At 42.0% G+C, this 15,228-nt stretch carries 14 protein-coding genes and 2 pseudogenes; 14 read left to right on the top strand and 2 right to left on the bottom strand.

Going from position 1 to position 15,228, the window contains the following annotated elements; translation table 11 throughout:
* Nucleotides 1–3: 3 nt before the first annotated feature.
* Complete coding sequence (locus tag L0M13_RS13175) at nucleotides 4–846, bottom strand: ABC transporter permease (protein ID WP_235196937.1); 843 nt, start codon at nucleotides 844–846, stop codon at nucleotides 4–6.
* A gap of 15 nt (nucleotides 847–861) precedes the next feature.
* A pseudogene (locus L0M13_RS13170) lies at nucleotides 862–1,837 on the bottom strand (ATP-binding cassette domain-containing protein).
* A 372-nt stretch (nucleotides 1,838–2,209) separates the two neighbouring features.
* On the opposite strand from L0M13_RS13170, the gene abc-f reads away from it, so the two are divergent.
* From abc-f to L0M13_RS13100, 14 genes and pseudogenes are all read left to right on the top strand, one after another.
* Entirely contained in the window at nucleotides 2,210–3,838 is a 1,629-nt protein-coding gene (gene abc-f / locus L0M13_RS13165) for a ribosomal protection-like ABC-F family protein (protein WP_235196936.1), read from the top strand.
* Nucleotides 3,839–4,118: 280 nt separating this feature from the next.
* Nucleotides 4,119–4,409 (top strand): hypothetical protein, encoded by a 291-nt coding sequence (locus L0M13_RS13160; RefSeq protein ID WP_235196935.1) that lies wholly within the window; start codon nucleotides 4,119–4,121, stop codon nucleotides 4,407–4,409.
* Complete coding sequence (locus tag L0M13_RS13155) at nucleotides 4,387–5,115, top strand: GNAT family N-acetyltransferase (protein WP_235196934.1); 729 nt, start codon at nucleotides 4,387–4,389, stop codon at nucleotides 5,113–5,115. Before L0M13_RS13160 ends, L0M13_RS13155 begins: the two co-directional genes overlap by 23 nt.
* A 139-nt stretch (nucleotides 5,116–5,254) precedes the next feature.
* A complete protein-coding gene (locus L0M13_RS13150) occupies nucleotides 5,255–5,416 on the top strand; it encodes a hypothetical protein (RefSeq protein WP_235196933.1) in 162 nt (53 codons plus the stop codon).
* Nucleotides 5,417–5,597: 181 nt separating this feature from the next.
* On the top strand, nucleotides 5,598–6,422 hold the full coding sequence (locus tag L0M13_RS13145; RefSeq protein WP_235196932.1) for a sugar phosphate isomerase/epimerase family protein: 825 nt from the start codon (nucleotides 5,598–5,600) through the stop codon (nucleotides 6,420–6,422).
* A 1-nt stretch (nucleotide 6,423) separates the two neighbouring features.
* On the top strand, nucleotides 6,424–7,326 hold the full coding sequence (locus L0M13_RS13140; protein ID WP_235196931.1) for a sugar phosphate isomerase/epimerase family protein: 903 nt from the start codon (nucleotides 6,424–6,426) through the stop codon (nucleotides 7,324–7,326).
* Between the two features lie 92 nt (nucleotides 7,327–7,418).
* Nucleotides 7,419–8,183, top strand: a complete 765-nt coding sequence (locus tag L0M13_RS13135) for an IclR family transcriptional regulator (RefSeq protein WP_235196930.1) — start codon at nucleotides 7,419–7,421, stop codon at nucleotides 8,181–8,183.
* Between the two features lie 153 nt (nucleotides 8,184–8,336).
* Complete coding sequence (locus tag L0M13_RS13130) at nucleotides 8,337–8,984, top strand: bifunctional 4-hydroxy-2-oxoglutarate aldolase/2-dehydro-3-deoxy-phosphogluconate aldolase (protein WP_235196929.1); 648 nt, start codon at nucleotides 8,337–8,339, stop codon at nucleotides 8,982–8,984.
* Between the two features lie 15 nt (nucleotides 8,985–8,999).
* Complete coding sequence (locus L0M13_RS13125) at nucleotides 9,000–10,022, top strand: 2-dehydro-3-deoxygalactonokinase (RefSeq protein ID WP_235196928.1); 1,023 nt, start codon at nucleotides 9,000–9,002, stop codon at nucleotides 10,020–10,022.
* Nucleotides 10,023–10,043: 21 nt separating this feature from the next.
* The gene (locus tag L0M13_RS13120) at nucleotides 10,044–11,027 is read left to right on the top strand and encodes a tripartite tricarboxylate transporter substrate binding protein (protein ID WP_235196927.1); all 984 of its coding nucleotides are present in this window, start codon (nucleotides 10,044–10,046) and stop codon (nucleotides 11,025–11,027) included.
* A 92-nt stretch (nucleotides 11,028–11,119) separates the two neighbouring features.
* Nucleotides 11,120–11,563 carry a tripartite tricarboxylate transporter TctB family protein gene (locus tag L0M13_RS13115; RefSeq protein WP_052650813.1) on the top strand — a complete coding sequence of 148 codons (444 nt, stop codon included), beginning with the start codon at nucleotides 11,120–11,122 and terminating at the stop codon, nucleotides 11,561–11,563.
* Between the two features lie 15 nt (nucleotides 11,564–11,578).
* Complete coding sequence (locus L0M13_RS13110; RefSeq protein ID WP_235196926.1) at nucleotides 11,579–13,069, top strand: tripartite tricarboxylate transporter permease; 1,491 nt, start codon at nucleotides 11,579–11,581, stop codon at nucleotides 13,067–13,069.
* Nucleotides 13,070–14,218, top strand: coding sequence for a galactonate dehydratase (gene dgoD, locus L0M13_RS13105; RefSeq protein ID WP_052650815.1), 1,149 nt, complete (start codon nucleotides 13,070–13,072; stop codon nucleotides 14,216–14,218).
* Nucleotides 14,219–14,233: 15 nt separating this feature from the next.
* Nucleotides 14,234–15,219 (top strand): annotated as a pseudogene (locus tag L0M13_RS13100) (2-hydroxyacid dehydrogenase).
* Nucleotides 15,220–15,228: the final 9 nt, after the last annotated feature.

Raw genomic sequence — 15,228 nt, 5'->3', positions numbered from 1 at the left:
AGCTCATTTCTTATTCCGATAGAGATACATGGTCAGTGGTGCAAAAATCGCAACAAATAGCAGCGAGACAATCAACACCCACATCACTTGTTCGAATGTTGCCGTGCCGTGCATGAATCCGCGGACGGCCGTAGCCAGAATGGAAATAGGATTGATTTCTACAAATCCTTGAAGCCATGAAGGCAAAGTGCTCGGATCCACAAAAACATTGCTGACGAAAGTCAGTGGCATCATGACCAGGAAACTGAGCATCATTAAAGATTTCTCCGAACGGACGATTAATCCTAAGGTTGTCCAAATCCAAGAAAGGCTGAATGAAAAGATTAAGATCATCCCAATGGCCATCAGTACACCAGAAAGTCCGCCTTCCGGACGGAAGCCAAGCGCGAGTCCCAGTCCAATCATGATGAAAGAAGCCATGGAATAGCGGATGACGTCGACCAAAAGAGCGCCGATCAATGCGGACGGCAGCCAGATTGGCAAGGTCCGGAAACGGTCGAAAATGCCTTTGCGGATATCATTATTCAAATCGATTCCCGTATACATCGTAATCTGTGCAACGGTCATGACCAGAATTCCGGGCAGCAGGAACTGGAGATAATCCGCAGTCGATCCGGCAATCGCACCGCCGAACAAATAAGTGAACATTAATAAAAAGATGATCGGGAAAAGCGTCACATCGAACATTTGCTCAGGGACATGGCGGATGCGCAATAAGGCACGGGTGGCAAATACCATAGTTGACGAAACCGCGCTCGGACGCTTCGGCCGGCTAGTGGAAGAAATCGCATCTTGCAAACGCTCATCTACCGTAATTTGCTTACGAAGTTCCGTGGAGTCAATCATGTGTTTTCCTCCTCGTTAAACGTTTTCTGTTTCTGCGGCTTGTCCGGTAAGAGTCAAAAAGACTTCATCTAGGCTTGGGCGTCCGAGTGAAAAGTCACTGATGGCAATCCGTTCTTGTGTGAGGGCACCTAAAGCCTCTGCAACTAATGAAGGGTCGCTTACTTGAGCTGTCAGCGTTGTTGGGTCGGTCCCGGTATGGATGCCAACTGAAAGTTTTTGCTTTAGCAATTCGATTGTACGGTCACGGTCTTCGGCGTTTACCAATTGGACCGTAAGCGTTCCGGTGCCGACAGATGCTTTCAATTCACTGCTGGTGCCTTCTGCGATGATTTTCCCTTGGTTGATCACGGCGATGCGGTCTGCGAGTTGATCAGCTTCCTCTAAATATTGCGTTGTCAAAAGGACAGTCGTTCCTGTAGAAACGAGTGTACGGACGATATCCCAAACTTGGTTGCGGCTCCGCGGATCCAGTCCCGCGGTAGGTTCATCCAAAAATAGCAGATCCGGTGTGACCACTAGGCTTGCGGCAATATCGATGCGTCTTCGCATCCCTCCTGAATAATTCTTCACTTGGCGTTTGGCCGCATCTTCTAAGCCGAAAGCGGTGAGCAATTCTTTTGCGCGTGTTTTGGCTTCTTTTCGTCCATAGCCCATTAAGCCAGCCATCATCACTAAATTCTCGAGGCCAGTCAAATCTTCATCTAAAGAAGCATATTGTCCAGTCAACGAGATGCGGCTTCGAATACGGTCTCCTTCAGTTGCGAGGTCGTATCCGAAGATCCGTGCAGTTCCGGCATCAGGCTTTGACAATGTCGCAAGCATGCGGATCGTTGTCGTTTTGCCCGCCATTTGGTCCTAAAAATCCATAGACAGTCCCTTCTTGAATGGTTAGATCCACACCATCGACGGCCCGGTGCTTTCCAAATGTCTTCACGAGCCCTTTTGCTTCAATGGCCCATGATGTTGTTTCCCTCGTCCGATTTGCATCCACTAAAATCCTCACCTTTCGTTTGGATTATTGTGCAGCTCTTGAAAAGAGTATACTCCCATTTGAAGAAAAACAAAAGAACAAATGTTCTAATTTTTCAATTTTCTTTTATTTAATTATCCTTCTATGCTATAATCATCTCAACTAAGCGACAGAAAGGCTGATGGGTGGACAATGCGTAACTAATCTTATTTTCTTCATTTGAAATGGATATTTCAAATCACGTGAAATAGGATTAGTCTGCCCACTTATAAAACTGTCGAGCTATTCATTTATCGAAATGGCTTATTTAAGTTAGGCAAATACCGGCTAATCCTTCCAAGAAATTTTTGGGAGGATTTTTTAATTCTCCCTTATTCAGAAGGGAATGGTTAGATGAAAGAATTGATGGAATTGCAGCAAGTCAATTATGAAATAGAAGATACGGTGATTTTTGAAGAGGTGAATGCGAGTGTTCGCCAAGGGGAGATTATTGGGATCATCGGCAAGAACGGCGCAGGAAAATCGACATTGCTTGAATTGATAGCCGGCAAATTGGCACCAAGCAAAGGGCGGATTCACCACATGGCGGGTCGCCTGGAAATCGCATATGTCGAACAGGAGGCGGAATCGCATGAAGTGGACCAAATTGATTCAGCGGAAACGGTTCTACTAAAGAAATGGCAAGTACCGGCACACGATTATTCTTCTTTGAGCGGTGGCGAGAAATTGAAGGCCCGGCTTTCAGCAGGAATTGCCAAAGGGGCCCATTTACTATTGCTAGATGAACCGACCAACCATCTTGACCAGCCAGGCATCGAATTATTGCTGGAGCAACTCAAACACTACCCAGGAACGATCGTTTCAGTTTCGCATAACCGGACATTCCTGGATGCGATTGCGACAAAAATTTGGTCGATTGAACACGAAAAACTGATTGAGCATATTGGGAATTACACGAGTTATGTAGTAGAAAGAAAGCAAAAGCGGTTATCGCAGCAGCGCGATTACGAAAAGCAGCAGAAGATGGTGGAGCGGATCGAAGGCCATATGGAAGAACTTAAATCCTGGTCCCATAAAGCGCATGCGGAGTCCACAAAGCAAGAAGGAGCGAAAGAATATTACCGCAAGAAAGCGAAGCGCATGGACAAGCAAGTCAAATCGAAGCAGAAGCGCCTCGAAAAAGAATTGGAGAAGCATCAAGCAGCGCCGCCGGAAGCGGAATACGAAGTCTCATTTTCTGTGAAAGCCAATGAAAAAATAGGCAAACGGTTTTTGGAAGCGAAAAATCTGTCGAAGGCATTTGGCAGCCGCATTCTTTTTGAAAAGGCCAATTTCACAGTGCAGCACGGAGAAAAGATATCAATTGAAGGGCCAAATGGCAGCGGAAAAACGACTTTACTGAAAATAATCATGGGAGAAGAGGAAACGGAAGGCGAGATTTGGCTTTCTCCTTCAGCAGATATCGGCTATCTGACTCAAGAAGTATTCGACTTGCCGCTAGAGAAGACACCGGAGGAATTGTTCTATAAAGAAACATTCGCAGCGCGAGGCAAAGTCCAAAATTTGATGAAGCATCTCGGGTTTACCGCAGCGCAGTGGACGGAGCCGATCGGATTGATGAGCATGGGTGAGCGCATCAAATGCAAATTGATGGTTTATATATTGGAAGAAAAAGACGTCTTGATTTTGGATGAACCGACCAACCATCTGGATTTGCAGTCGCGTGAGCAATTGGAAGCGACGCTAGCGGAATATCCAGGAACGATGTTAGTGGTATCGCACGATAAAACCTTTATCGAAGAAACAACGTCTGCCAAACTGGTCATCAAAGACGGGGGGATCCATAAACAATTGGAGCAAATGGCGCCGGAGCAGGAAGCCATCGATGAATTACGGCTGAAACTAGAAACGGAACGCCAAGCGGTGCTAGGGAAATTGAGTTTCATGACGCCGAACGATAAGGAGTATGCCTTATTGGATGGCCGATTCAATGAGTTGACGAGAGAAATTAAAAGTTTGTAACAATGGAATAAAATTTGATGGTCTGAAATCCTGTTAAGTCAGGATTTCAGGTTTTTTATATAGAGGAACGTTTTTAATTTTATTTCCATCAAATTTACATTTTATGCGAGAAACCACTAGACGCCTTGTATATTAACAGCTAAAATAAATAATTATAATCTGAATTATTAGAATTCTTTAATTCAGGTATAACCGTACTGCATTTATTAACGAAATACACGGCAAAAATTTAAAAATGCTTTCTAAAGGACGCTCCAGTTTACGAAAAGAGGTTTTCCAGTTGAGTGATATCTATTTTGAAACAGCTTACGGCCAATTATACGAGAAAATTGAAAATGGCAAATGTGAAGTCTTTCATTATATAGGAGAAGAAGGGGAAGTTCGGCATCTGTATATCAAAAAGGAAATTCCATTTCGGTTGGAGGGTGAAGTTTACTATGATTTGGTAACTCCCTACGGGTATGGCGGGCCGCTGATCATCCGAGTAAAAGAAGCGGGGAAAAGCACGTCTTGTGGAGGCTTTTCAACGTGCCTTCCAGGAGCATTGCTTGGAACAGAACATCATTTGTGAGTTCGTCCGTTTCCATCCGATTTTAATGAATGCCGAGGATTTTTGCGATTGTTATGAGTTGACCCTGCAGCGTTATACGACTGGCACCAATTTACGGGATTTTGAGAATCCGATTCAAGCAGAGTTTTCGAAATCCAAGCAGAAAAGCATTCAGAAAGCCTTAAATGCAGGTGTGGAATACCGGATTACTCAAAACCCGGCAAGTTTGAAGGGTTTTAAAGACATATACGAACGGACGATGAACCGGAAAGAAGCGGATGCTATCTATTATTTTGATGATGGATATTTCGATCAACTGCTTCGGAATTTGGGGCAATACATCTTGCTCGTGGAAGTTTTTTATGAAGGCCGGGTGATTGGAATGAGTTTGAACTTTGCCTATGGAAAGTTGATCCACATTCATCTATCGGGGACGTATTTTGAATATCGCCATCTTTCGCCTGCGTTTGTTATGCGCTATGCACTCGTGCTCTGGGGGAAAGGGCAGGGATGTGAAATGATCCACGAAGGCGGGGGAAAAGGAAGAGGCTTGGATGATCCGTTATATCTCTTGAAAAAGCAATTTGGAAAGAACACGGATTTCAATTACTATGTCAGCCATAAAATCTGGAACCCTGAAATCTACAGCCGCTTATGCCATATGCAGCGAGTGGGGGAAACGGTTCTAGCCTTTCCGGCATACCGCTATGCCCACACAATAAGTTAATTTTCATTAGTAAAGCTGCCGTTAAATGCCGAGCTTTTTGCGCTATTCAGCTAGAAGAAACGCCTGGTTTATACGATTAGAGCAAATCGTTGTGAAATCAGATCCATTCCTGTAAGATGAGCAAAACGGGGTGAAGCATATGGCATTTCTTGATAAGCTCAACGAATTGAAAGACAAGTCAATCGAAAAAGGCAAAGCCCATTGGGAAGAAAATAAGGACGATTACAAAGAGAAAGCAGCAGACTATAAAGACAAAGCAGTGAACTTGAAGAATAACCTCAAGGACAAAGTTTCTAAATAACAGAAAAGCTAAGCGGCCAGGCACTTTGTGTCTGGTTTTTTATTTGTCTAAAGAAAGGATTAAAGAAATTAAACTCAAACTAAATTGACAACGCTTTCTTTTTTTCCTACAATTGATGAAAGATTCAATTAATGAAACAAGGTTCCGTATAAAGGAACAAAAAATTCGAGGAGGAAAATAAATGACTATAAAATATGGGTGTCATGGATCGACTTGGGAGCTGGATTATGATAAAAAATCAGATTATTTTCCAGAAATAGCAGATGTCGTGGAATATGCTGGATTTCAGGGAGTGGATATTCAAGTCTCTTTACTAGGAAGATTTAAAGGCGATCCACAAGCATTAAAAAAAGAACTAGATCAGCGAAGTCTTCAATTGGCTGCTCTGACGATCCCATTCAATTGGTTAGAACCACAAGAAACGGAGGAGGAAAAAGCTTTAGCTGACTATTATATTGAATATATAAAGCATTTTCCTAATGCCTTATTAAATGTAGCTCCAAGAACCGGAAACTTGCGGGAAAACTTGGTGAACCGCCAGCAAAACATCATTCGTTGTGCTAATCAATTAGCGAAGAGAGCGCACGAACAAGGGGTGCTCTGTTCATTTCATCCTAATTCACCAGCAGGGTCTGTATTCCGTTTAAAGGAAGATTATGAAATTCTTTTTGAGGGGTTGGATACGAATTATATTAGCTATACTCCGGATGCCGGCCACATTGTATTTGGTGGGATGGATGCATTGGAGATTTTCAAAAAATATTTGCCTTTCATCAAGCATGTACACTTCAAAGATGCTACTAAAGATTTTCAGTGGAGAAAGATGGGAACCGGGGATATTGATTTCCCTGCAATTGTCCAATTGCTGACTGATTCAGGATATGACGGATGGATCATGGTTGAAGAAGAAACTGAGGAATCTACAGCTAACCCGAAACAAGCGGTAGTCGATATCAGCAAATACGTGAATTCGAATCTTAAACCAATCAGTCAAGGGGTTAACTAATATGGAAAAACCGATTGAGTTTTTGCCCACCATTCTTATGCCTGAAATTTATCGCCCATTTACGGGAGATGAAAGCTTTTTTGTTTCAAAAATAGAGGAGATTGCACAAGAAGGTTTTTACCGAGGAATTGAAATTGCGAACATTCATGACAAAGAAAAAAGAAAAAGGATTCAGGAGGTTACTTCTGCCTCAGAGTTAATCGTAACGCAATGGATGACTGCGATTATTACGGAGCATGGATTGAACTTATCTGCTATTGATGAAAAAGCAAGACAGCATGCCGTGGACGAAATCTTAAGGAATATTGAATGGGCTAATGAAGCGGGAGCCTCAAATATCGCATTGATAACCGGACAGGATCCAGGAGAAGAACTGCGGATAAAAGCCGGAGAAAACCTGGTAAAGAGCCTTTCGTCAATTTGTGCAGAAGCGGAGCCTTATGGCATAGAAGTGCTTGTAGAACCATTAGACCGACATGCCCATAAAAAAATGTTTCTTGGCCCTACAGAAGACACCTGCAAAATCTTATCAACCGTTAAAAACAATCATCCCAATATTGGCTTTGCATTTGATACAGCACATGCTGCTTTGAATGAAGAAGAAATTGAAACTGCAATAGAATTGGCTGGTCCCCTTATGGGCCAATTGCATCTTTCAAATGCTGTTTTAAATCCGGTAGATCCGCTTTATGGAGATCATCATATCCCTCTAGGTGCACCTGGATTTTTGACATATGAAAAAGCGCTAAGCATTATGCAGAAAGTAAAATCTCAGGGGCTTTTTGCTGCAAAGCCATTCCGAATCTCTGTAGAAGTACGGACAAACGAGAATGAAAATGCCCATTCCACCGAGCTGCAAACTAAGCAATTTTTAAAGAGATTACTTACTGAAGTCAGAGGATAGAGTGAGTTTATTGTATGAATCTAGGAGACTATCCTATAGAATTTAGGGAGAATCTTTATTAGATGATTGTTATACTGCCAGGAGGAAAGTATATGAAAAAAGAAGCCATTACCGTTCAGTCTGTTGATCGGGCTTTACAAATTATTGAGATTTTGCAGCAAATTCCCCAAGGGCTAGGGGTAACCGAATTATCGAATCGTCTTGACGTTTCTAAGAGCACAGCACATCGCCTCCTTATGTCTTTGTACAATAAGGGGTTTGTCCAACAAGATCACCAGACAGAAAAGTATATGCTGGGTTTAAAGTTTATAGAAGTCGGACAAGTCGTTACAGATAATTTGGATATTCGAAAGATTGCTTCTCCGTATTTGCATCAATTGACTGAAATAACGGGAGAAACTGCCCATTTGGCAATCATGGACAAACACGAAATCGTTTATATTGATAAGTTGGAAAGCAACGCAACGATTCGCATGTTTTCAAATATTGGCAAGCGAGCCCCGATTCATTGCACGGGGATTGGCAAATCGATTTTTGCATTTCTGCAGGACGAGAAAATAGAAGAAGTAATCACTGAAGCTGGCCTTCGCAAATACACCGAGAAAACTTTAATTACAAAAGAAGCAATGCTGGAAAATATTCAGCTGATTCGCAAAAGAGGCTATTCAATTGATGATGAAGAGCACGAAGCAGGCATTAAATGTGCTGCAGCTCCAATCTTTAATCATCAAGGAGAAGTAATTGCCGGGATTAGCGTAGCAGGTCCAATAATGCGGGTCACTGAAGAGAAGTTAGAGATGATGGCTAAAGAAGTACTACGGGTTTCTAATGAACTTTCAAAATTACTGGGCGCTTAAAGAAAATTCAAAATATTCGTTGACAGCGCTTTCTTTATTAAATATACTAAAAAAGAATCTACTAAACAAAACGGCGTTCCGTAGTAAGGAACGCCAAAAATAAAAATTATTTATGAAACGACGTTCCTTATTAAGGAACAAAGGGGGCAGGAAATGATAAATGTGATTAGCCAAGTCAACAAGCATAAAATTGTAGCCATTATCCGGACAGATTCAGTTAATGAATTGGAACAAACAGTCCAAAGTTTGTATCGAGGAGGCATACGGATTGTTGAAATAACATTGAACACACCCGGAGCGCTAGAAGGAATCGCTTCACTTCAAGGAAAGTATCCTGACTTGGCCATTGGAGCCGGAACAGTTTTGGATCCTGAAAGTGCCCGTCAGGCCATATTGGCAGGAGCCACTTTTTTACTAGCTCCAACTTTGAAAGAAAGTTCAATTGCAATGGCCAATCGATATAACACTTTTATCGTGCCAGGAGTTTTAACACCGACAGAAGCATTAACAGCCTATGAATATGGTGCTCGCATGATTAAAATCTTTCCTGCTAGATCAGTTGGGTCTAAATATATCACCGATCTCAAAGGGCCTTTATCACATCTTGATATTATGGCTGTTGGTGGAATTTCTCTTGAAAATGCAGAAGAGTTTTTGGAAGCTGGCAGTTCCGCTTTAGGTATCGGCAGCGCTCTCGTTGATAATAAGTTAGTTAAACAAGGAGATTTTGATGAAATTGAGAAACGTGCTAGAGAATTTGTCGAGTTAGCCAATCGATTTGAATTGTCTAAGAAATTATAAAAAGTGGTGGATTTGATGAAAACGATATTAATAGATTCAGGGACAACGAATTCACGGCTTCGTCTCGTAGATAGAGGCAGCAGTGAAATCTTAGATCAACTAAAAATAAATATCGGCGTAAGAAACACGGCAATAGATGGCCATAATGAACAGTTAAAGAGTGGCTTGAAAGATGCTATTGAAAAAATTTTGGAAAGAAATTCGCTGGCGTCGAAAGATATTCGGTACATGGTTGCTTCGGGAATGATTACTTCTGATTTAGGCGTCCATGAGGTTCCTCACATTACCAGTCCAGCCAGCTTCGATGATTTTGCCCGAAAATCCGTAGTTATCAAACTTGAAGAATTCTTCTCGATTCCTTGTATTTTCGTACCGGGCATGAAGAATAATACTGAGGATATTTCAGACTCTCTGGCATTTATCAATGACTATGATGTGATGAGGGGAGAAGAAGTTGAAACAATCGGCTTATTAAAACAGATTGAGGTCCAAGGGAATGGGATTATGGTTTTGCCGGGTTCTCACACAAAATACGTCGCAGTCGATAACCAAAAAAATCTGCAGTCGTGCCTTTCGACTCTAGGAGGAGAAATTCTTCACGCTATCCAGAAAGAGACAATTTTATCAAAATCTCTTACAACTAGCCTTGTGGAGGAAATTGATTTAGAAATGTTGGAAAAAGGATACGAAGCATCAAAAAAATATGGATTTACAAGAAGTTTCTATCATATTCGGCTATTACAGATGTTTTCAACTTTAAATGAGAATCAGCGTGCTAATTATTTTGTCGGAGCAGTCATTCACGACGATATTAAAGCCCTGATGCAGACAACTGAACACAATGAAGTGGATTGGGTTATCGTCGGGGGGTCAGATCCTTTGCGAAAAGTGTTTGTGCATTTATTAAAGTATTTAGGAAATGGTTGGCGTATTATCGAAGCAAATGATCAGCAGGTGGCTGCTTCTATGGTCTTCGGAGCACAAGAAGTCGCATCAGTTTATCTGACAGGCAATGAACTGAATGTAAGCGATTACTAAAACAAAACAGGGGGTTTTATGATGAAGAAATTTTTATGGGCTGTTACATTATCCGCGTTAGCTTTGACAATCGGTGGGTGTGGTGAAGAAAGTTCGGGGGCTTCTTCCGGTGATGGCGGGAATTTCCCAGAGAAATCTATTGAAATTATTGTTCCAGCAGCTGCTGGAGGCGGGACGGATGCCACTGCTCGTGCGCTGGCAAATGAAGCGGAAGACGTGTTTGGACAATCTATCGGTGTATTAAATAAGACAGGCGGAAGCGGTTCAGTCGGCATGTCTGAAGGTGCCAATGCAAAAGCTGATGGCTATAAAGTGACGATGGTTTTCGTAGAACTGACAATGTTCAAACATTTAGGCTTATCTCCACTTACTTATGATCAGTTCAAGCCTATCGGGATGATTAATTTTGATCCAGCGGCTTTGACTGTAGCAGCTGATGCTCCATACGATACACTTGAAGAATTTATTGCTTATGCAAAAGATCATCCAGGTGAAGTAAGTGTTGGTAACTCAGGGACAGGATCGATTTGGCATATTGCTGCAGCGAGCCTTGAAAAAGCGGCGGATATTAAATTGAACCATGTTCCACATGAAGGGGCTGCTCCAGCAGTCACTGCTTTAGTAGGCGGCCATATTGATGCAGTTACTGTTAGCCCGGCAGAAGTTAAGACGCAGCTTGAAGCTGGAAATGTAAAAACGCTTGCAGTGATGGCTGACACAAGATCCGATATCATACCTGATGTTCCGACATTTGGAGAAGCTGGACTTGAAGTCAATCCAACAGGGACTTGGAGAGGGTTGACTGTACCGAAGGATACGCCGGATGATGTGGTAGCGAAGCTTGAAGAGGGCTTCATGAAAGCAGCAGAAGATGAAGATTTTGCAGAATTCATGAAAACAAACGGCTTAGGAATTGAACTTAAAGATTCCGGAGAGTTTGAGGAATACATGAAGCAAAACGAAGAAGATTTCGGTGAGATCATTGGTGATTTAGGGCTTAATTAAATCCAGTTGAAAAGTTCAGAGAACATTACCCAGACGATTGTCATGAAAGGGGCTTGGCATTTGTCAAGCCTCTTCTTTAAGGAGTGAAATGCGTGAAGAAACCCAATTACATTAGTGGACTGATCATAATCATTATTGCTGGCTTTTTCTATTCGTTAACTTTCAATTTTCCGAAATTGGAAAATCAATTAATCGGCGCAGAATTTATGCCGCGTGTATATTCCGTTATGCTGATTATTTTAGGTTCCATTCTTCTGATTCAGACATTTCGTAACAAGGAAGAATCGGATGAACAAGAGAATACAATGAAATATTCAATCGGAGCCATGTTGTTCGTTATTTTGTATGTTGTTGTCATTCCATATATCGGATTTTATATCTCGACTTTCTTGCTGGTGTTAGGATTATTGCTGTTCTCTAAAGTTAAGAACAAAATCCTGCTTATTACGATACCGGTTGGAACCAGTCTCTTCATTTTCGTTTTCTTCCAGATTCTGCTGAAAGTATCGATACCGATGGGTACGTTATTTTCTTAATTAGGGGTGAATAGTTTGGACTTATTATTAGAAGGTTTAACAGGTGTATTTCAATTAAATGTACTGCTCATCCTTTTAATGGGCATTATTGCTGGTATCACAATTGGATCACTTCCAGGGCTGACAGCTACGATGGGAGTGGCGCTGATTTTGCCAGTCACTTTTGGAATGGAGCCGGTTACCGGAATTCTCTTATTGATTGGAGTCTATTTCGGAGCCGTATACGGCGGGTCCATCACAGCCATTCTGATCAACACGCCAGGAACCCCATCTTCTGCAGCTACTGCAATAGATGGCTATGCGATGTCAAAGAAAGGATTAGCGCATAAAGCATTAACCGTATCAACAGTTTCTTCGGCTATTGGCGGTATATTAAGTGTCATTGTTTTAATTTTTATCGCACCACAACTGGCTACGTTCGCTTTGAAATTCAGTGCTCCGGAAACATTTGCATTGGCAGTTTTCGGAATTTCCATTATTTCAAGCATTGCTGGAAAGTCCATGGTTAAAGGGCTGATTGCTGGTTTTATCGGCTTATTGATTGCCACTATCGGTATCGATCCAATTGGTGGCTTCCCACGTTTTACTTTTGATAATGTCAATCTCTCAAGCGGCATTAATTTGATACCAGTAATGATTGGGCTTTTCGCTGCTTCGGAAGCTTTCAGGGCGATGGGGAGTATTTTCTCGACACGAAAACTTACAATTGTAGTTGAAAAAGTAAAGTTGAAATGGATTGAATTTAAAATTTTAATTGGTACAATCCTTCGTTCAGGGGCTATCGGAACATTTATCGGAATGATTCCAGGAGCGGGCGGAGACATTGCCGCTTTTGTTGCCTATAACGAAGCAAAACGTTTTTCGAAAAATAAAGACGGCTTCGGCAAAGGGGAAATGAAAGGTGTGGCAGCTCCAGAAGCAGCAAATAATGGTGTGACTGGCGGCGCAATGATTCCTTTGCTGACTTTGGGTATTCCAGGTGATGCCGTTACCGCAGTTCTATTAGGTGCTTTAATGGTACAAGGAATTCAGCCGGGTCCGATGTTGTTCGAAAATAACGGTCCGATCGTCTATACATTATTTGTCGGGATGTTGGTTGCAAATTTAATGATTCTGATTGTCGGGTTATTTGGAATCCGGCTTTTCACAAAAATATTACTGGTGCCAACGACTGTATTAACACCGATTATTTTAGTGCTTTGTGTAGTTGGAGCGTATTCTCTTGGAAATAATTATTTTGATGTTCTCGTCATGTTGATTTCAGGAATTGCAGGATACTTCTTAATGCGCTACGGCTTCCCTGCCTCTCCAATAATTTTAGGGATTATACTGGGGCCATTAATGGAGAGTAATTTCAGAAGGGCTTTAGTAATGTCTCAAGGAAGCTTTGACATCTTCATCACTAGACCTATTACAGTGGTCTTGCTCATCTTGGCGGTTATAACATTATTTTCTCCGCTGTTGACTAGAAAAGTGAAAAAACCGACGACGGAAGGAGAATCTTAAATGAAAATCATCAGCTATGAATTGTTTCAAGTTCCACCGAGGTGGCTATTTTTAAAAATTGAAACAGATGAAGGAATTATCGGATGGGGAGAGCCGGTAATTGAAGGTCGAGCATCTACGGTCAAAGCTTGCGTCCATGAATTGATGGAGTACTTGATAGGAAAAGATCCTTTGCGAATTGAAGATCATTGGAATATGTTATACCGTTCAGGGTTCTACCGGGGAGGTCCAATTCTAATGAGTGCAATCGCCGGTATTGATCAAGCGTTATGGGACATTAAAGGGAAGTATTTTGATGCCCCTGTCTATCAATTGCTCGGCGGTGCTTGCCGTGATTCGATTAAAGTGTATTCATGGATTGGCGGAGATCGTCCAGCTGATGTTGGGTTAGCTGCACAAAAAGTGGTGGATGCTGGATTTACAGCGATTAAAATGAACGGCACCGAAGAGCTCCAATATATCGATTCTTACGAGAAAATCGATCAAACGCTTGCGAGAGTTGCGGCGGTTAGAGAATCAGTTGGCCCTTATGTTGGCATTGGCATTGATTTTCATGGACGCGTACATAAACCGATGGCAAAAATTTTAGCCAAAGAACTCGAGCAATTCCGGCCGATGTTTATCGAAGAACCGGTACTTGCAGAAAATAACGAAGCGTTGAGGGAAATTGCGAAACATACCACAATACCGATTGCGACAGGAGAACGAATGTTTTCTCGCTGGGATTTTAAGCAGATTCTTACAGAAGGCTATGTGGATATTATCCAGCCAGATCTATCTCACGCTGGAGGCATCACTGAATGCAAAAAAATCGCTACTATGGCAGAAGCATTTGATGTGGCCCTCGCCCCGCACTGTCCACTTGGCCCTATTGCTTTAGCTGCTTGTTTACAAGTAGATGCGACCGCGCACAACGCTTTTATTCAAGAACAAAGTCTGGGCATCCATTACAATCAAGGGAATGATCTCCTGGACTATATTAAAGACCCTTCTGTATTTGAATATACCGAGGGTTATGTGAAAATTCCACAAGGTGCAGGTCTTGGAATCGAGATAAATGAAGATTACGTGAGACAGCAAAGTGAAATCGGCCATAACTGGAAAAATCCAGTTTGGCGTCATCAAGATGGCAGCATTGCCGAGTGGTAAATGGGAGGGGAAAAGATGAAGCCTAAAGTATATATTGCTAAACCGATTCCGCTTGAAGTAGAAGAATATATTGCCCAGTACTGCGAGTATAAAATTTGGGATAAAAAAGAAGCGATTCCCCAAGACGTTCTATATGACGAGATTGCTGATGTCGACGGATTAATGATTTCGAAATGGAAAGTCTCAGAAGAATTCTTGGACCATGCACCAAAATTGCAGATTCTCAGCAATGTCGCAGCCGGTTATGAAAACTTCGATTATGAACTGATGAAAAAACGAAATGTGCTAGGCACCAATACTCCTCATGTTCTGGATGACAGTGTTGCCGATTTGGCATTGGGACTAATCTTGATGACGGCTAGAAAGTTAGGGCGGTTGAATCAATACGTAAAAGACGGAAGCTGGTCCCGTTTAGACGACGAAGATTTCTTAGGGCAAGATGTTCACCATGCCACTTTGGGAATTATTGGGATGGGCAATATTGGTGAAAAGATCGCTAAACGGGCAGCCTTAGGATTTGATATGCACGTACTTTATAACAATCGTTCGAAGCGTCCAGATGCTGAAGAAAAATATGGAGCAGTTTACGCAGAATTGGATGATCTCCTACGAAAAGCTGATTTTGTTTTAGTTATGCTCCCACTTAGTTCTGCGACGGAAGGGCTGATTGGCAAAAGAGAATTCGATTTAATGAAGCCGTCATCTTTCTTTTTCAATTGCTCCGCGGAAAAATTGTGAAAGAAGCAGAATTGATCGAAGCGTTGCAGACCGGTTCAATCAAAGGAGCTGGCCTTGATGTATATGAAACAGAGCCTGTGGATAAAGACAATCCTTTGCTAAAAATGGACAATGTGGTGACTATGCCGCACATGGGTTCCGCTACAGAAGCGACACGATTCAAAATGGCTATGACGGCGGCGCATAATTTAGTAGCAGGAGTTACAGGGCAAAATCCGCCAAATCTAGTCAAAGAATTAAAAGATATGGCAAAACAAAAATAAACTAATAAC

The organism is Planococcus sp. 107-1 (genome assembly GCF_021513255.1).
Classification (GTDB): domain Bacteria; phylum Bacillota; class Bacilli; order Bacillales_A; family Planococcaceae; genus Planococcus.
Note: the sequence above shows the minus strand (reverse complement) of the source record. Positions and strands in the feature narration are given on the sequence as shown.